The following is a 17316-nucleotide window of genomic DNA, read 5'->3' as shown; positions in this document are numbered from 1 at the left end:
AGGCAATCAACATAAATAATTAATAAGGACACTGTATGAATGAATGAACAACATCATAGTATTATTTGGATTATTCTGATAAGATGAGTCGGGGGACAAATCCTCCCTAGCGCTGGTCGCAGGGCCATCTCGCTATGATTTTTGTTTAATTGAATCAGGGAGAAGGGGAGAGAACCATATGAAGATTGGTTTAAGTTCGTATAGTTTATTCAGGGAGATTAAGTCGGGGAGTATGACGATTATCGATGCGATCAGATGGGTTGCTGCTGAAGGCGGGAAACACATTGAGATCGTGCCTGTTGGATTTGATATCGCACAAGATTCAGATCTTCCAGAACGAATTCGCGAAGAAGCAAGACAGGCACAAATTGATGTATCCAATTATGCCATTGGTGCTAACTTCATTGTAGAGAATGAACAAAAGCTAAGGGATGAAGTGGATCGTGTCAAAAGGCAAGTTGATATTGCAAGTAGACTAGGTGTGAAACTGATGCGTCATGACGTAGCATCTCGGCCAATAGCTGAAGCTACTTTGACAAATTATATAAAAGACCTCGGATTGCTCGTGGAGGTGTGTCAGGAAATTGCTGACTATGCGGCACAATATGATATCGTTACTTCTATAGAGAATCACGGTTACTATATTCAGGGAAGCAATCGGGTGATTACGTTAGTAGAACAAGTGAATCGTCCAAATTTCCGAACGACGCTTGATGTGGGCAATTTCTTGTGCGTCGATGAGAATCCGCTTGATGCGATTAAACGTAGTTTACCATACGCCTCTATCGTACATTTGAAGGATTTCTACCTTCGTCCTGCACATCGCAATCCAGGAGATGGCTGGTTCCCTACTGCGAGTGGCAATTATTTAAGAGGCGCTGTACTTGGTCAAGGCGATATCGATTTATATGAAGTGCTTCGTTTGATTAAGCAGTCTGGATATTCAGGCTACTTCTCTGTTGAATTTGAAGGTTTGGAAGAGTGCAAATGGGGTTCGAAGACAAGCATGGAGAATGCGGTTAGAATCTGGAATGAATAATCATACTGTTTCGAATTCGAGTTTGTACTTTATAGCAATATAAGTTTTAATGAAAGGAGGAGTGTTTAACGATTAGGGGGAACAAGCAGATGGGAATACAGGCGAATCACACGAAAGTGGGTTTTATAGGCATTGGCGTTATGGGTAAAAGTATGGCAGGTCATCTCATGAAAGTGGGCTATCCGCTGCATATTTATACGCGTACCATGAGCAAGGCTACCGAATTAATAGATCAGGGTGCAGCATGGCATCAATCACCTGCTACATTAGCTGCTGAATGCGATGTTATCATTACCATGGTTGGGTATCCGAAGGATGTCGAAGAGATCTACTTGGGTGAACAAGGATTGCTGAAGCAATCGAAAGCGGGTACATACCTTATCGATATGACCACTTCAAGCCCGCTGCTTGCAGCAGACATATATAAGCAAGCGAAAGAACGGCAAATGCATGCACTGGATGCGCCTGTATCTGGCGGAGATGTCGGGGCTCGAGAAGCTAGATTATCGATAATGGTAGGCGGGGATCAGGAAGATTATGAAGCCATGCTGCCTATCTTCCAGCTAATGGGTACGAATGTTGTTCTCCAAGGTAAGGCAGGTGCAGGCCAGCATACGAAAATGTGTAATCAGATTGCAATCGCATCGAACATGATTGGAGTATGCGAAGCCCTTGCTTATGCGAAATCATCTGGTCTTGATCCAGATACTGTATTGCAAAGTATCGCAACAGGAGCAGCTGGAAGCTGGTCATTGAGCAATCTGGCGCCCCGTATGATTGCAGGGAACTTTGAGCCGGGCTTCTATATTAAGCATTTTATAAAGGACATGGGGATTGCACTTGAGTCAGCAGAAGCAATGGGACTTAAGACACCAGGCTTAGCACTGGCAGCATCCTTATACAAGCAGCTTGCTGAGCAAGGCTATGAGGATAAAGGAACACAAGCGTTGTACAAAGTTTGGATGGAATAGCCTGTAATAGAGATTAAGCCAAGTCCTATTGATCTGGACTTGGCTTTAGTTGTTTATTATGAGTCCTACTCTTCATTATAAACACCTAATATTAATAGAAAGACTCCTACTCGTTCTTTTGTCCACTACTTAAGCGCTCCGCATCCTTCTGGCGATAGCTGAGGATAACAAACACGTAACTATCTTTCTCTTCTGCATCTGAGCCGTTCTCTTCTGTGCCAATGACGGATGGCTTCTCGGAGTCAGAATCATTAGGAAGTTTTTGCTGAGGTTTCAGAGCTTCAAGCATTTGGTCATGGCTAAGTTTCCACTTGGTGCTCGTTAAAGCTTTGAAGGCAATGCTAACATCGGCTTCATATTCGTCAGATTCGGTTTGTAATGAATGCTGAATGACGTTCAATCCCGAATTAATGAGCGATGTGATCCTTTGCATCATAAAAGTAGAGTTTTCGGACAGCATTTTATCATCAAATTGATAGTTTCTATTCATTCGCGGATTCGTTAAATAATATTTCTCGATTAGATTGCCTTGCTGCTTCGTTTCAACGAGCTCAATGAAACCAACCTCTTCAAGTTTCTTAACGTGATAATACAGTCTTGATGGCAGCTCATTCATCTTCTCGGCCATTTGCTTGACGGTTATCGGTTCATTGTTGGCTAACGATAAGATCTGATTACGTTTCGGATCAAGCAAAAGCTTTGCAATCTCGATATCTGTTATTGCCGGTGTATTTGCCATAAGTGTTCATCCTTTACTAGGGGCATTCATGGCACTCAAGCAACGAAATTATGGTGATAGTTAGGTTTATGCAGATGAAGCAGTTTCACTGCTATTCGTTTCAGTGCCCTGATATTGATTGATATTTTTGAGTGCTTGGTAATATTTTAACATAGGGAATAGCAATGTGACGACTACTAGAAGTGCTCCACCAATCGCTAATGAATAGACGATGCCGATTGTGGAGGCTAATGTTCCGCCAAGCAGGACTCCAATTACGGTCATTGTATTTGCGAGTGAACCGAATATGGCAGCTCCTCTACCTCTAGCATGGTCTGGCGTAAGCGTAATGAAGAGACTGCCAAGAGGGACATTGATAAGTGCGCATGCAATACCTAAGATGAGAATCCATCCGTAAATAGGAGGCAAACCAAGCATTGCATGAAGCGATTCAAGTGGAAGGATAAGTAGACATATGACACCAATGGCACAAAGCGATCCCAACATCATTTTGTGCGGCAATAGTTTAGAAATCAGGTAGGATGCAGCGATTGCACCGAATAAGCTACCGATTCCAAATGAAGTTTCGAGAAAGCCAAAATGCGCTGGTGGTACTTTAAAAGTATATAGTAATACAGCATCCATATTCGTATTAATGATGCCTACAACAAGCATAGTCGGTAGCAGCAGCAAGATAACGGCTAATAGCCCCTGATTATTGAATAGAACGCGAAAGCCTTCTTTATACGATTCGATATAAGATTCTTTTGGCTTATTTGATCCTTGGCTCTTTGTCTGAACATTGGTGATGAATATAATGAATACGGCAGAGATGAGGTAAGTTACGACAGTGATAGAGAAAATAGCCGTAAAGTCATGAAATCCGATTAAAACACCGCCAATCGCAGGGCCGATCATTCTCATGGCGGTTGCAGTGGCTTGTGAGATGGATATCGCCTTTGTGACATTCTCTTTACCGACGATTCTTGGAACAATGGCTGAACGAGCAGGATCGAAGAATAGTGATCCGATGCCTTCAAGGAATATAAGTATTAGCAGCAGGGTAAGTGAATTTTGCGAAGGGATCATGAGTAGGACGATAACGGCCCGATAAATATCGGAGCTGAACATGATTGTCTTCTTCGAAAAACGATCGACTAATGGCCCAGCAAATGAGCCGAAAATCGTACTTGGAATAATTTGCGAGAGAATGACAAAACTGATCACGATCGGGTTATCGGATAAATGAGTTGCAAGGTAAACGATCAGAAGCTTGGTAATACCGTCTCCAAGCTGTGAAACAATTTGAGCGAGCCAAAGATTCAAATAAGAACGATTGCGTAATAAAGCTAGCATAGAACCACCTCGTTAGATAATTAACAGCATCAATAAATATAATTTTATCGTTAAAATTTATTTTAACGGCATAATAGAATTAAATCAACATCATTTTTGGGAATTTACTGATAATAAATTGAAATAAAAAAGCTAACCCCTTCAGCATGCTAAAAGGGCTAGCCTATTGAAAATAAATTAAAGCTCAGGCGCTGTCGTTATGATACGGTCGATGATCCCGTATTGTAAGGCTTCTTGAGCAGACATAAAATTATCTCGTTCAATATCCCGATCAATTTGTTCGATTGACATACCAGTATGCTCATTCATAAGTCGATTGATGGTTTCACGTGTCTTCAAAATGCGTTTGGCTGAAATCGCAATATCAGTCGCTTGTCCTTGTGCACCACCACTTGGCTGATGAATCATAATTTCACTATTCGGCAGCGCATAGCGTTTGCCTTCAGCACCAGCCAAAAGCAGAAACGATGCCATAGAGAATGCAGCACCTGTACAAATAGTAGATACCTGTGGTTTGATAAACTGCATAGTATCATAAATGGCGAGACCTGCCGAAATAGATCCACCAGGACTGTTGATATAGAGTGAGATATCCTTCTCTGGATCTTCGGCAGTAAGAAACAGTAATTGAGCTACAATTGAATTGGCAATTTGATCATCAATTGCAGCACCCAAGAATATGATACGATCTTTAAGCAAGCGGGAGTAAATATCATACGATCTTTCGCCGCGATTCGTTTGTTCAATGACATACGGTATAAATGTACTCATGCCATATCCCTCCACTAGTAGGTTAATCAAGCCTTTGAGTGAATTAGGCCGCCCAGTGGCTGTGAAGATATAATTCATGATGGTAGTTCATATAGATGTGCGTTGTTTGATGTTCATCACTTGGTGAATGATGAGTACGAGCGGATACGGCAGGAACAAGATCAAGTGCTGCTCCGTCGTTAAGCAGCATGATGAGTGCCTGCGGATCATTCGCCTGAAATGCCGCAAGGTAGGCGTAGATGATTTTATCATCCACTATTTTGGGAGCGTGCAATTCAACTGGTTCGCTTAGCTCTGCTGTTTCATTAACTTGCTGTAGCTTAGTTCTCGCTCGATTCAAAGCTGCTTTCACAGCTCCTTCAGAAGTATAAAGCAGCTCAGCAACTTCAGTCGCTGTATAACGCAAGCTGTCGATGAGCAGCAGAATCACTCGCTGACGCGGTGGAAGATGGCTGATTAATGTCTCCATAGCGAACAGCAATTCCAGCGCATCTGTATTCTGCTCGTTAGAGACTTCGATTGGATCATGCGATGAGTCAATTAACAGTTTGTCTTTGCGACATTTGTCAATCCAAGCATTGGATGCAATCCGAAATAAATAGGCTTTGCTTATTTCTTGCTTGTACGGATTGCGCACAAACATAGCATAAGCTTTAAGCAATGTTTCCTGCTTAAGATCCTCTGCATCAAAGTGTGAACCAGTCACTGAACGACAATACCACTGTAGTGCGGTTTGTAAGGGTTCAATACTGCTTTTAAATGCTTGTTGTAAAGAATTCTTGAATTTGTCTTGATCCGAAGCATAGAGAGACATGCTGTAAGCCTCCTTCATTAACCTTAAGTGGGTCGGTATTCACTCACAGTATATACGAGTAAAGCGATCAAATCGATACGGTCTAACTTAATATTTGAAAAATAATTCTATTTAGGGTACGGTATCCTGTAGGGGATAAATATGAACTCGGAAGAGGAGGATATCTTTTGAATGAAACTGGAGTCGTACTAGAAGGCGGTGGTATGCGTGGTGTTTACACGGGAGGCGTGCTTGAGTATTGGCTGGAGCATGGGATTAAGTTCCCATACCTCGTTGGTGTGTCTGCAGGAGCATGCAATGCCACCTCTTATATTTCGGGACAACCTGGTCGGAATAAGAAAGTTACGATTGGACTTGTTCACGATAAACGATATTTAAGTATGCGAAATCTATGGAAGGAAAAAAGCCTATTTGGAATGAATTTTATTTTTGATCAAGTTCCAACTAGCCTTATACCGTTTGATTTTGACACATTCTATAACTCTTCGCAGGAACTTATTATTGGCACGACGGATGCGCATACAGGTGAAGCTGTATTCTATCGGGACATTGATTTGGCTGAGCAGACGCTTAAATTAGTTCGCGCTTCAAGCAGCTTGCCATTTGTAGCTCCCCCAATTCATCATGGCGGAAGAACTTTGTTTGATGGCGGTATTTCAGCACCAATTCCTGTCGATCAGTCTATTAAGGATGGGAATACACGTCATATTGTCGTATTGACACAGCCTGCGAACTATCGCAAGAAGCCTTCTCGTCTTGGCTGGTTGGCTAAGCATTTTTATAGCGAGTATCCAGGACTTGTTCGTGCCATGGAAGAACGTGCTGGGTTATATAATGAAACGTTAGATCGCCTTGCGGAGATGGAGAGGGAAGGCAGTGTGATCATTATTCGCCCAACTCAAGATTTGCAGGTAGGGCGGATGGAGAAGAAAGTAGATAAATTAGAAAACTTATATGAGCTAGGTTATCGTGACGCTGAAGCTGCAATGGATAAACTTGGCGCATGGTTATCATAAATGAAGAAGGGAGTACCTGAAGAGGTGCTCCCTTTACTAATTTTAAAAAGAAGGTAAATTATCCAAGTTATTGCTTGGATCGCCATCCGCATTGCTGCGAATATGCTCGTCTCCATCACGTCCACGAAATACATTGACATTCGCAATTGAGCCTGCTTTGGCAAGCTGCTGTGCTTGTTTATAATCAACCACTTGGCCTGAACTAAGCTTCATTTCTACGATATCGCCATCCCCGTTTTTACGAACAGCTACGATTTGATCTTGTTGATCTTGATCCATCTCATTCGCCTCCAATTAGATTGATTGCGTGTATTCCTTATTAGAATGATCGATGGGCGTATAATTTATTCAAGAAGCAGGAATTATATGTGAAAAATAGGTAGTAATCCTAATTTTAGTTGATATCCGTTTGACAGAAGAATAAATTAGTGATAATGTTAATTCAACCGGTTGCACAACGTATCGAAATCGTTGTGAGCCGGTTAAAGATAAATTGCGCAATCGGTTGCACAGATTGAATTTGTGCAAAGCCAGGAGGGTCAATGGAAACTTCGAAAAACACGACTCTTTCAACTATTGCTGAACTTGCAGGCGTTTCCAAGTCTACGGTATCCAGAGTGCTATCCGACCATCCAAGAATAAGCCAGAAGACGAAAGATCAAGTCTACGCAATTATTGAAGAGCTTGGATATCATCCGAATGAAGTAGCAAGGAGTCTCGCCAATAAGTCGACTAAGACGATTGGGATTGTAATGCCAATACAAGATGCTGAAGCGTTCTATGCGTCATCCTTTTTTCAGGAATCACTTCGAGGGATCTGTACTGTAGCTAGTGAAAACGGTTACGACATTCTCATTTCTACGAATAAAGTTTCTGAAGTTGATGTTATTCGCCGCTTTATAAATGGCAAGAAGGTAGATGGCATTATTCTTATGAGATCTCAGGTCAAGGACTTGGGGATTAAAGCATTAGTAGAAGCTAAGTTTCCGTTTGTGCTAATCGGTAGCTATAACGACGAGCATGAGATTTATAGTGTGGATAATGATAATTTTCAAGCTTCGTACGATTTGACGAATTATTTGATCTCACTAGGTAAGAATAAAATTGGGTTTATCGGTGGAACCCTTAAATCTGTCGTTACTGTTAACCGTTTAAACGGCTATAAGAAAGCGCTTAATGATCACAATTTGTTAGAGAATAGTGAGCGATTTGTGATTACAGATATCTCGTACAACGAGTCTTTAGTCGAATTGAAAGATATTTATAATTCCGGCGATCAACCGGATGCCATTATTGTAATGGATGATCAGGTTGGCAGCTTAGTGATTGAGCAGTTGACGCAGCTAGGCATTCAGATTCCTAGGGATGTAAGAATTGCTGGATTTAATCACAGTTCGTACTTTTTCAACGCAAGTCTATGTATTAGCAGTATCGAAATATTTTCAGAGGAAATTGGAACGCGCTCTTGCCAGATGCTGATTGATCTTATGAATAATAAGAAGGTCGAGCACAAAGTCATCGTAGAGCATGAATTGATCAAGCGTGAATCTGCAACATCTTAATATCGATGAATACTGCTTAGGCAGTGTTTATAAATATTTGTGTCATCAAAGAGGAGGCATTACAAGCAATGAGCATGAAAAAAGGGGTAATTATTGCAACAGCAAGTGCATTAGTACTTGGATCTTTGGCAGGTTGTGGTTCCAAAACAGGAACTGAGAATACTGCATCACCAGCACCAGGTGGACAAACTGTAATTGACATTTACCAGTTTAAAGTTGAGTTTAAAGATCAGTTTGAAGCAGTAGCTAAAGCGTACGAAAAAGCTAATCCAAACGTAAAAATTAATATTAGCACAGTTGGCGGCGGTGACGATTATGGCGCTTCCCTCAAAGCTAAATTTGCTTCAGGTGCAGAGCCAGCTATCTTTAACGTAGGTGGACCTCAAGACGTTGCAGACTGGAAGAATAAGCTAGCAGATCTTTCAGATACAGAAGCAGCTAAGAAAGCACTATCTGGTTCATTAACAGGTGTAACTGTTGATAATAAAACTTATGGCTTGCCATTCTCCCAAGAAGGCTACGGATTGCTATATAACAAAGAAGTGTTCAAAAAAGCAGGTATCGATCCAGCTACAATCACATCCTATGATGCTTTAGTTAAAGCAGTTGAAACTTTAGATGCGAAGAAAAAAGATATAGGCATCGAAGCACCATTTGCTTTTGCAGCTAAAGAAACTTGGATTACAGGCTTGCATTTATCAAACCCATTCTTTGCAGCTGAATTCGATAACGATATCAACAAAGTATATCAAGCCAAAGAAATTGAGTTCAAATACCAAGATCAATTGAAGAAAATGATCGACTTACAACAAAAATACTCTGTTCAACCAACTGTAAGCCTTGACTATTCAAGACAAGTGGAAGAGCTATTCTCCCAAGGCAAAGTAGCGATTACACAACAAGGTAACTGGGTATATAACGCAATTGCGGATATTGACAAAGATTTTGCAGACAATAATGTAGGTCTATTGCCAATTCCGGTTCAAGGCGTTAAAGAAGATGTAGTTCCAGTAGGTATTCCAATGTACTGGGCAGTTAACGAAAGCAAAGATGACGCAACTAAGAAAGCAAGTAAAGACTTCTTAGACTGGCTATACACTTCTGACGAAGGTAAGCGTGCTGTATTGGAAGATTTCAAATTCGTACCAGCATATGATGGCTATGACACTGCAAAAATCGCAGATCCAATCTCCAGAGAAGTGTACAGATTCGCTCAAGAGGGTAAAACATCAAGCTGGGTATTCATGGGCTATCCAAGTGCATGGGGTATGGACAAGCTAGGTGCTGATATTCAACAGTACATCAGTGGTAAGCTTCCTTGGGATCAATTAGTTAAAAATGCTAAGGATACTTGGAAAGCAGCTAGACAATAAGTAGTTACATTCAGGTATAACTTCTTTGTAAATAAGGTGGCTCTAGCAGCCACTTTATTTATAAAGAGATGTTATGCATCTAACTCGCAGTTTCCTTACTTCAAGAGGAGGGTATTTCATGAAAAGCAACAAGAATAGCCTGTCATTCTGGCTGTTTCTAGCTCCTACACTCATTGCTTTATTTTTCGTCGTATGTCTGCCATTGATATATGGTATTTATTACTCTTTCACAGATTGGAACGGTATTGGCGGTATAGGTTCAGCAACTATTATTGGATTCGAAAATTACACCAAACTGTTTAAGGATGACGTATTCCTTAATTCACTTTGGTTTACTACTAAATTCTCAGTCGTAGCAATTATCTTTATCAATGTAATCGGTCTTGGTTTAGCGTTAGTTGTAACTTCTAAGATCAAATCCAAAAACTTACTTAGAACAGTATTCTTCATGCCAAACCTAATTGGTGGTTTGATTCTCGGTTTTATCTGGCAATTTATTTTCATCAAAGCATTCGCCGCGATTGGTTCCTTATTTGGAATTGAAGCACTGCAAGCTTGGTTATCGACTCCGACAACAAGCTTCTGGGGACTTGTCATTCTGATGAGTTGGCAAATGTCTGGTTATATCATGGTTATCTATGTGGCTTACTTGGAGAATGTTCCTCAGGATATGGTTGAAGCAGCAGAAATTGATGGCGCGAGTGCATGGCAAAGATTCCGTCACATTGTATTTCCACTTGTTGCACCGGCATTCACAGTCAGCTTATTCCTTACCTTATCAAACTCGTTCAAATTGTACGATCAGAACTTGTCTCTTACAGGCGGAGGTCCTTACAACTCAACGCAGATGGTCGCAATGAATATTTATAAGACTGCGTTTAGTGAGAATCTTATGGCCTACGCGCAGGCTAAAGCAGTTATTTTCTTCATTATTGTGGCTGCCATCGCCTTAACTCAGGTTTATTTCAACAAGAAGCGTGAGGTGGAGATGTAATGCTAAGAAGAAGAAAGAATCTATTTCTTGAAATATTGGGAATTTTACTCGGTATTATCTGGATCTCTCCCTTCTATTTAATGCTTGTTAACTCCCTTAAAACCAAGAAGGAAATATTCAGCGATACACTTGGCTTACCTAGTGAAATTACGTTTGCGAACTATACGAAGGCTGCGCAGCAGCTGGATTTTGCAAGTACATTCTTCAACTCTTTAATGATCTCCGTCATTAGTGTTGCGGTAATCATTATCTTTGCATCGATGGGTGCATACGCACTATCCAGAACAAGAACGAAATTGAGTGGCGTGATCTTCTTGATCTTTGCTGCGGCTATGCTGATTCCATTCCAATCCGTCATGATTCCACTTATTGAATTATTCGGTGGAGCCGGAATGCTCAATCGTGTAGGTCTCATGATTATGTATCTGGGCTTTGGATCAAGCTTATCGATTTTCTTGTTCCATGGTTCACTTAAGGGTATTCCAGTAACATTGGATGAAGCTGCGACAATTGACGGCTGCAACACATTCCAGACGTTCTGGCGCATCGTTTTCCCGATGCTTAAACCGATCACGGTTACAGTGGGAATTCTTAACATTATTTGGATATGGAATGACTATCTCTTGCCATCACTCGTTATCAATCAGGAAGGCATGCAGACAATTCCACTTAAGATGTTCTATTTCTTTGGGGAATACACGAAGCAATGGCACTTGGCGCTTGCAGGTCTAACGCTTGCCATCATTCCTATAATTGTTATTTATTTCTTTGCCCAAAGGCAAATTATTGCTGGTATTACGCAAGGGTCCGTGAAGTAGGAGGAATGGAAGATGAGATTATTCGATGTTGAACAATTTAAATTAACGACTCATAAGCTGCACAAGAACGATATGAGACTGGCAGAAAGCTTGACTTCTATCGGTAATGGATATATGGGGATGAGAGGTAATTTTGAGGAAACCTATTCGGGAGACTCACATACAGGCAGCTATATAGCAGGTGTCTGGTTCCCAGATAAAACAAAGGTAGGCTGGTGGAAGAACGGCTATCCTGAGTATTTTGGCAAAGTGATTAATTCCCTTAATTATATCGGGATTCGCGTATATTTGGATGAGCAGGAGATTGACTTGGCTGTTGATCAGGTTCGCGATTTCTATCAAGAACTGGATATGTTCGGCGGTGTTCTTAAGAGACAGTTCACTGTTGTAAAAGGTAACAAAGAAACTCGAATTGAAGTTGAGCGTTTCTTAAGCGTGGATAAGCAGGAAATTTGTGCGATTTCATATAAGGCGACCCCGCTTAATTATGCAGGAGAAGTTAAATTCGTTCCTTCTCTTGATGGTAACGTGAAGAATGAAGACTCGAACTATGAAGAAACGTTCTGGCTAGAGATTGAACGTGGGGTGGACGCTTCCAATGGCTATCTTGTAACGAAGACTAAGGCGAATCCGTTCCAAACCCCACAATTCACTGTAGCGGCTAGTATGCATGTTGAAGCGATGAAGCAAGCAGACATTAAGGCTGATGAACGTGAGATGTATGTTGAGAATACCGTTCGCATGCAGGCTAATGCTGGTGAAACAGTAGGCATTCATAAATATATCGCTATTACAACTTCCCGTGATTATGCAGAAGGAGAAGTTCGCTCCAAGGCACAAGCATTCGCAGAGGAAGCTGCACAAATTGGTTATGAGCAACTAAAACAAGCGCATGAAGCGAAATGGCATGCGAGATGGGAAATTTCAGATGTTGAAATCGCTGGTGATAACGAGGCGCAGCAAGGCATTCGCTTTAACTTATTCCAGTTATTCTCCACTTACTACGGTGAAGATTCTCGTCTGAACATTGGACCTAAAGGTTTTACAGGTGAAAAATATGGCGGTGCAACTTACTGGGATACGGAAGCTTATGCAGTTCCGCTGTATCTATCCGTTGCTGATAAAGAAGTAACACGTAATCTACTCCTTTATCGCCATAATCAGTTAGCGGGGGCTTATCACAATGCTAAGCAGCAAGGCTTGCAGGGTGCCCTGTATCCAATGGTTACTTTCACAGGCGTAGAATGCCATAATGAATGGGAAATTACGTTTGAAGAAATTCATCGTAACGCAGCGATGATATATGCCATTTATAACTATGTGAATTATACGGATGATAAGGACTACCTCGGCGAATATGGAATTGATGTGTTAGTTGGTGTTGCACGTTTCTGGGCGGATCGAGTGCATTACTCGAAGCGTAAACAGCAATACATGATTCATGGCGTTACGGGTCCGAATGAATATGAGAACAACATCAATAACAACTGGTACACTAACCTAATGGCGAAGTGGTGCTTGAACTATACGAATGAGGTTATTGCGTATTTGCGTGAAACCAAGGCAACAGCGAAGCTCGATCAGCTTCATGTATCAGACGAAGAGATGAACAAATGGAGCCAAATTGTAGAGCAAATGTACTTGCCATACGATGAAGAGCTGCAAGTATTCGTTCAACATGATACTTTCCTTGATAAAGATCTGATGCCAGTTAGCGACCTAAGACCTGAAGATCGTCCGCTTAACCAAAAATGGTCATGGGATCGCATTCTGCGCTCTTGCTTCATTAAGCAGGCAGATGTATTGCAAGGCATTTATTTCCTAAATGATCAATTCAGCATGGAGGAGAAAAGAAGAAACTTTGAATTCTATGAGCCGATGACTGTTCATGAATCAAGTTTGTCCCCATGTATCCATTCCATTCTAGCGGCTGAAATTGGTATGGAAGAGAAGGCAGTTGAGATGTACAAACGTACAGCTAGACTTGACCTTGATAATTATAACAATGATACAGAAGATGGACTTCATATCACATCTATGACGGGAAGCTGGCTATCCATCGTTCAAGGCTTTGCCGGGATGAGAACAGGTGGAGGCAAACTGTCCTTCAATCCGCTATTGCCAAAAGGCTGGGATAAATATTCATTCAAGATTAACTATCGCGATCGCCTGCTGCGTGTTACCGTAGACGGAACGAATACAAGTATTGAGCTGTTAAAAGGCGAAGCCTTGACGTTAGAGCTGATGGGCGAAAGCGTCCAGCTTAATGATAAGGTCGTTAAATTGAATAAACATAATGGGGGCAACTAGTGATGAAGGATTGGTGGAAAAGCTCGGTCGTCTATCAAATCTACCCAAGAAGCTTTCGTGATTCTAACGGGGATGGCTTAGGAGATATCCCAGGTATTATCGAGAAACTGGATTACCTGAAAGAGCTAGGCATCGATGTGATCTGGTTAAGCCCAGTATTCGATTCTCCGCAGGATGATAATGGTTATGATATTCGGGATTATAAGAAAATCTATGATCAATTCGGAACGAATGAGGATATGTACAAGTTCATTGATGAAGCGCATAAGCGTGGCATTCGGATTGTAATGGACCTTGTTGTGAACCATACCTCAGATGAGCATCAATGGTTCGTTGAGAGCCGTAAGGATAAGGATAATCCTTATCGTGACTATTATATTTGGCGCGACGGTAAGGAAGATGGTTCAGAACCGAATAACTGGGGCTCATACTTCAGCGGCTCTGCATGGCAGTATGATGAAGAGACTAAGCAATATTTCTTGCATTATTTCTCCAAAAGACAGCCGGATCTGAACTGGGAGAATGAGCAATTACGTCAAGAAGTATGGGATCTGATGACGTTCTGGATGGATAAAGGTGTCGATGGATGGAGACTGGACGTGATTAGTTCCATCTCCAAGTATCAGAATTACCTTGATTACGAGCCGATACCAGACCAGAAGTATATTATAGGCAAATACCATACGAATGGCCCGCGTTTGCATGAATTCTTGCAGGATATGAACCGTGAAGTATTGGCGAAGTATGATTGCATGACCGTAGGTGAAGCGCCTGGCTCCTCACCACAAGAAGCCTTGTTATTTACAGATCCTGAGCGCAAAGAGTTGAATATGATTTTTACTTTTGAGCATATGGATCTTGATACGCAGCAAGGCACGCCTAATGGCAAATGGGCGCTTCGTGATCTGAATCTGGTAGAGCTTAAAGCGAACTTAGCTAAGTGGCAAACAGAGCTTGAAGATGGCGGCTGGAACAGCTTGTACTGGAACAATCATGACCAGCCGAGAATTGTTTCCCGCTGGGGAAATGACGGCGAGTATCGCGAGCTAAGCGCCAAGATGCTTGGAACAGTCCTTCATTTTATGAAAGGAACTCCGTATATTTACCAGGGCGAAGAGATCGGCATGGTCAACTGTGCTTATGAGCTTAGCGAATATGATGATATAGAGATTCGCAACGCATATAAGGAGCTTGTACAAGAGAACCATACGCTTACACATGAAGAATTCATGAAGGCTATTCATTATAAGGGCCGTGATAATGCGAGAACGCCAATGCAGTGGGATGCTAGCGAGCACGGTGGCTTTACAACAGGAACACCTTGGCTCAAAGTAAACCCAAGATATGCGGATATTAACGTGAAGCAGGCGTTGGCAGATTCAAATTCGATTTTCTATTACTATCAGGCAATGATTAAGCTGCGCAAACAAATGCCGATTATTGTACATGGTAAGTTTGAACTTATCTTAGCGGATCACCCAGAGATTTTTGCTTATACACGCTCGTATGAGGGCAAGAAACTGCTAGTTGTAGCGAATTTCTATGGAAATACGGCTCAGTTCCCATTGCCTGCACAGCTTGAGGCTTGTGGTTGGAGTAAATTAATGAGCAATTATGCTGATTCTGCTGAACAACCAAAAGGACTAGTGTTAAGACCTTATGAGGCGGTAGTTTATACATGTTAAACAATATTAAAGCAGTTGTTTTTGATCTGGATGGTGTAATTACAGATACAGCCAAGTACCATTATCAAGCATGGAAGAATATGGCGGATAAGCTTGGCATCGAAATCGATATTGAATTCAACGAGCAGTTAAAAGGTGTGTCCAGAATCGATTCCTTGAAGCGAATTCTGGCGCACGGCAATCAGCTTGAATCTTATGAGCCTGCAGAAATTGAGCGACTGGCGAATGAGAAGAATGAGGAATACAAAGATTTAATTCAGCTAGTGACAGCAGCGGATTTGCTGCCAGGGATCGAGTCCTTCTTGAAGGAATTGAAAGCACATGGCATCCGTATGGCGATTGGCTCAGCATCTAAGAATGCGCCAGCCATTCTGGCTCGGTTAGGCATTTTGCAAGATTTTGATTATATCGTAGATGTAAGTGAGATCGTGAACGGCAAGCCTAGCCCAGATATTTTCTTGAAGGCGATTGAAGGACTCGGTGTTGCAGCCGATGAAGCAATTGGCGTAGAGGATGCAGAAGCAGGCATTGAGGCACTACGAAGCGCTGGCATCTATTCGATCGGTATTGGTGTTGAAGGCGACACAACGCTGACATCAACAGCGGAGCTTACTTATGAGCTTTTGCAGAAATTAAATTAATTCCGTTATAATAGAATTCACCCTCTTAATCAGTAGATTGGGAGGGTGTTTTTGGTTTTTGTTATTTTCTGAAAATTTACATAACGGGTGGTATGTTGTAATGGCTAATGTTTATGAAGTCAAAATGATATCAAGGGGCAATAACTCTCCAAGTGTGAATCTTGGTCAGAATAATCTGGATATGCTCTGTGTGATGCTGCATGCTAGGAGAACAGAGAGTGATATTAAAGATACCTTGGTTATTTCACAATCAAAGCTGAAGGAGTATTATGAGCTTTTGCTGCAGGAAGGATTAATCAAGAAAGTAGAGCAGGGCTATCTACCTACATTCCCTGTTATTTTGCAGGAAAATGGTGAAGACCTATATCGACAGTGCACGGAATTAGGAGGAGAAATTGCGGCCTTAATTGAGAAGAACTTAACTTTCATTAGAGAGCAAACTTATCGAATTGATGCGTTCCAATCTTTCGCATTTGAAGATATCTCCTTGTTTATCTTGAGTGATGTATTGTTGGATTGCATTCAGATTGATCATGTGGAAAGTGATTTTTTGCAAAAGGATCGTCCTGATCGGAATGGAAAACAATATTACTTGGCAATCATGGAGAAGGATGCTAATGATCCTCTTGAGGCTTACGGAATATATGGTAATCACTATGAAAAATGGAGTGATGTTGGATATTGTATGTACGGAAATGATCGCTATGGTGGGCTTAATCTAGTAACCTTAACTAAGGAGAAAGCGTTCGAGTTATTTGGTGCCCTATCTGACAAGGCAGATTATAAGGGGATACTCTTGCAGCATATCCTTCATGTTGCAGAAGGCAAAATGGAGCTTGAACCAACTTGGGTCAGCGGATTTGAAAAGCTAAATTTGGTTGCAAATGGCAAGGTTAGCATTCCTGTTCTAAGTACAAAAGAATTTGAATCCTTAAATTCTATTGCGGATCTCATCAAAGAGGAATTGATTCTGATTTTGGATAACTATCGTTCTAAGCTGAATGCTTGCTACTTGAAATCGGAATATGCTAACGAAACAACATTTGAAGAATGGTTTATTTGGTATTATCATTTTCTGTATTCATTTGTTACAGAGGATTTGATTCGGAAAAAGATCATTCACAAGCCTTTAAATGGGTTATTTAGCTGCATTATTTATTAAAGTAACGTGCATTCCACATTTTGACGTTTGACGAATAGGTGCTTCTCTATTATATTGTGCTATTATACTTAATCGCGTAAAAGCGT

16 protein-coding genes are annotated in these 17316 nt (G+C 41.4%); 11 read left to right on the top strand and 5 right to left on the bottom strand.

Translation table 11 applies throughout. From position 1 onward, the window contains the following. The first annotated feature begins 178 nt into the window (after positions 1-178). Both E0485_RS13335 and E0485_RS13330 read left to right on the top strand, forming a co-directional pair. The gene (locus E0485_RS13335; RefSeq protein ID WP_132418548.1) at positions 179-1039 is read left to right on the top strand and encodes a sugar phosphate isomerase/epimerase family protein; all 861 of its coding nucleotides are present in this window, start codon (positions 179-181) and stop codon (positions 1037-1039) included. 89 nt (positions 1040-1128) lie between these two features. Further along, positions 1129-2010 (top strand): NAD(P)-dependent oxidoreductase, encoded by an 882-nt coding sequence (locus E0485_RS13330; protein ID WP_132418547.1) that lies wholly within the window; start codon positions 1129-1131, stop codon positions 2008-2010. A 106-nt stretch (positions 2011-2116) separates the two neighbouring features. Here E0485_RS13330 and E0485_RS13325 read toward each other — a convergent pair whose 3' ends face one another. From E0485_RS13325 to E0485_RS13310, 4 genes are all read right to left on the bottom strand, one after another. Continuing rightward, positions 2117-2749, bottom strand: coding sequence for an ArsR/SmtB family transcription factor (locus E0485_RS13325; RefSeq protein WP_132418546.1), 633 nt, complete (start codon positions 2747-2749; stop codon positions 2117-2119). Positions 2750-2815: 66 nt separating this feature from the next. After that, positions 2816-4084: an MFS transporter gene (locus E0485_RS13320; protein ID WP_132418545.1), complete on the bottom strand. Its 1269-nt coding sequence runs from the start codon at positions 4082-4084 to the stop codon at positions 2816-2818. Positions 4085-4261: 177 nt separating this feature from the next. Beyond that, positions 4262-4855: an ATP-dependent Clp endopeptidase proteolytic subunit ClpP gene (gene clpP / locus E0485_RS13315; RefSeq protein ID WP_132418544.1), complete on the bottom strand. Its 594-nt coding sequence runs from the start codon at positions 4853-4855 to the stop codon at positions 4262-4264. Positions 4856-4898: 43 nt separating this feature from the next. Beyond that, on the bottom strand, positions 4899-5669 hold the full coding sequence (locus tag E0485_RS13310) for a sigma-70 family RNA polymerase sigma factor (protein ID WP_165921172.1): 771 nt from the start codon (positions 5667-5669) through the stop codon (positions 4899-4901). 167 nt (positions 5670-5836) lie between these two features. Here E0485_RS13310 and E0485_RS13305 point away from each other — a divergent pair, with 167 nt between their 5' ends. Continuing rightward, positions 5837-6685: a patatin-like phospholipase family protein gene (locus E0485_RS13305; RefSeq protein WP_132418542.1), complete on the top strand. Its 849-nt coding sequence runs from the start codon at positions 5837-5839 to the stop codon at positions 6683-6685. A 42-nt stretch (positions 6686-6727) separates the two neighbouring features. Here the strand turns inward: E0485_RS13305 and E0485_RS13300 are convergent, their stop codons facing one another. Then, positions 6728-6964 (bottom strand): DUF3892 domain-containing protein, encoded by a 237-nt coding sequence (locus E0485_RS13300; protein WP_132418541.1) that lies wholly within the window; start codon positions 6962-6964, stop codon positions 6728-6730. A 263-nt stretch (positions 6965-7227) separates the two neighbouring features. Between E0485_RS13300 and E0485_RS13295 the strand changes: the two genes are divergently transcribed. The 8 genes from E0485_RS13295 (at position 7228) to E0485_RS13260 (ending at position 17230) form a co-directional block, all read left to right on the top strand. Beyond that, positions 7228-8247 (top strand): LacI family DNA-binding transcriptional regulator, encoded by a 1020-nt coding sequence (locus E0485_RS13295; RefSeq protein ID WP_132418540.1) that lies wholly within the window; start codon positions 7228-7230, stop codon positions 8245-8247. 68 nt (positions 8248-8315) lie between these two features. Next, the gene (locus E0485_RS13290; protein ID WP_132418539.1) at positions 8316-9620 is read left to right on the top strand and encodes an ABC transporter substrate-binding protein; all 1305 of its coding nucleotides are present in this window, start codon (positions 8316-8318) and stop codon (positions 9618-9620) included. A gap of 118 nt (positions 9621-9738) precedes the next feature. Beyond that, a complete protein-coding gene (locus tag E0485_RS13285) occupies positions 9739-10614 on the top strand; it encodes a carbohydrate ABC transporter permease (RefSeq protein ID WP_132418538.1) in 876 nt (291 codons plus the stop codon). Further along, complete coding sequence (locus E0485_RS13280; protein WP_132418537.1) at positions 10614-11432, top strand: carbohydrate ABC transporter permease; 819 nt, start codon at positions 10614-10616, stop codon at positions 11430-11432. The genes E0485_RS13285 and E0485_RS13280 overlap by 1 nt, the downstream gene beginning before the upstream one ends. Before the next feature lie 12 nt (positions 11433-11444). Further along, on the top strand, positions 11445-13742 hold the full coding sequence (locus E0485_RS13275) for a glycoside hydrolase family 65 protein (protein WP_132418536.1): 2298 nt from the start codon (positions 11445-11447) through the stop codon (positions 13740-13742). A 2-nt stretch (positions 13743-13744) separates the two neighbouring features. Continuing rightward, entirely contained in the window at positions 13745-15427 is a 1683-nt protein-coding gene (locus E0485_RS13270) for a glycoside hydrolase family 13 protein (RefSeq protein WP_132418535.1), read from the top strand. Beyond that, entirely contained in the window at positions 15421-16068 is a 648-nt protein-coding gene (gene pgmB / locus E0485_RS13265; RefSeq protein ID WP_207910985.1) for a beta-phosphoglucomutase, read from the top strand. The genes E0485_RS13270 and pgmB overlap by 7 nt, the downstream gene beginning before the upstream one ends. A 100-nt stretch (positions 16069-16168) precedes the next feature. Then, positions 16169-17230 carry a hypothetical protein gene (locus E0485_RS13260; protein ID WP_132418534.1) on the top strand — a complete coding sequence of 354 codons (1062 nt, stop codon included), beginning with the start codon at positions 16169-16171 and terminating at the stop codon, positions 17228-17230. Positions 17231-17316: the final 86 nt, after the last annotated feature.

The organism is Paenibacillus albiflavus, from assembly GCF_004344915.1.
GTDB lineage: Bacteria > Bacillota > Bacilli > Paenibacillales > NBRC-103111 > Paenibacillus_AM > Paenibacillus_AM albiflavus.
This window is presented reverse-complemented; position numbering and strand designations above follow the sequence as displayed.

Excerpts from the sequence above, each read along its gene's own strand:
- E0485_RS13295 (WP_132418540.1), top strand. The coding sequence starts at position 7,228 with ATGGAAACTTCGAAAAACACGACTCTTTCAACTATTGCTGAACTTGCA.
- E0485_RS13325 (WP_132418546.1), bottom strand. The coding sequence starts at position 2,749 with ATGGCAAATACACCGGCAATAACAGATATCGAGATTGCAAAGCTTTTG.
- E0485_RS13260 (WP_132418534.1), top strand. The coding sequence starts at position 16,169 with ATGGCTAATGTTTATGAAGTCAAAATGATATCAAGGGGCAATAACTCT.
- E0485_RS13275 (WP_132418536.1), top strand. The coding sequence starts at position 11,445 with ATGAGATTATTCGATGTTGAACAATTTAAATTAACGACTCATAAGCTG.
- pgmB (WP_207910985.1), top strand. The coding sequence starts at position 15,421 with ATGTTAAACAATATTAAAGCAGTTGTTTTTGATCTGGATGGTGTAATT.
- E0485_RS13310 (WP_165921172.1), bottom strand. The coding sequence starts at position 5,669 with ATGTCTCTCTATGCTTCGGATCAAGACAAATTCAAGAATTCTTTACAA.
- E0485_RS13335 (WP_132418548.1), top strand. The coding sequence starts at position 179 with ATGAAGATTGGTTTAAGTTCGTATAGTTTATTCAGGGAGATTAAGTCG.
- E0485_RS13285 (WP_132418538.1), top strand. The coding sequence starts at position 9,739 with ATGAAAAGCAACAAGAATAGCCTGTCATTCTGGCTGTTTCTAGCTCCT.
- E0485_RS13320 (WP_132418545.1), bottom strand. The coding sequence starts at position 4,084 with ATGCTAGCTTTATTACGCAATCGTTCTTATTTGAATCTTTGGCTCGCT.
- E0485_RS13330 (WP_132418547.1), top strand. The coding sequence starts at position 1,129 with ATGGGAATACAGGCGAATCACACGAAAGTGGGTTTTATAGGCATTGGC.
- E0485_RS13280 (WP_132418537.1), top strand. The coding sequence starts at position 10,614 with ATGCTAAGAAGAAGAAAGAATCTATTTCTTGAAATATTGGGAATTTTA.
- E0485_RS13300 (WP_132418541.1), bottom strand. The coding sequence starts at position 6,964 with ATGGATCAAGATCAACAAGATCAAATCGTAGCTGTTCGTAAAAACGGG.
- E0485_RS13270 (WP_132418535.1), top strand. The coding sequence starts at position 13,745 with ATGAAGGATTGGTGGAAAAGCTCGGTCGTCTATCAAATCTACCCAAGA.
- E0485_RS13290 (WP_132418539.1), top strand. The coding sequence starts at position 8,316 with ATGAGCATGAAAAAAGGGGTAATTATTGCAACAGCAAGTGCATTAGTA.
- clpP (WP_132418544.1), bottom strand. The coding sequence starts at position 4,855 with ATGAGTACATTTATACCGTATGTCATTGAACAAACGAATCGCGGCGAA.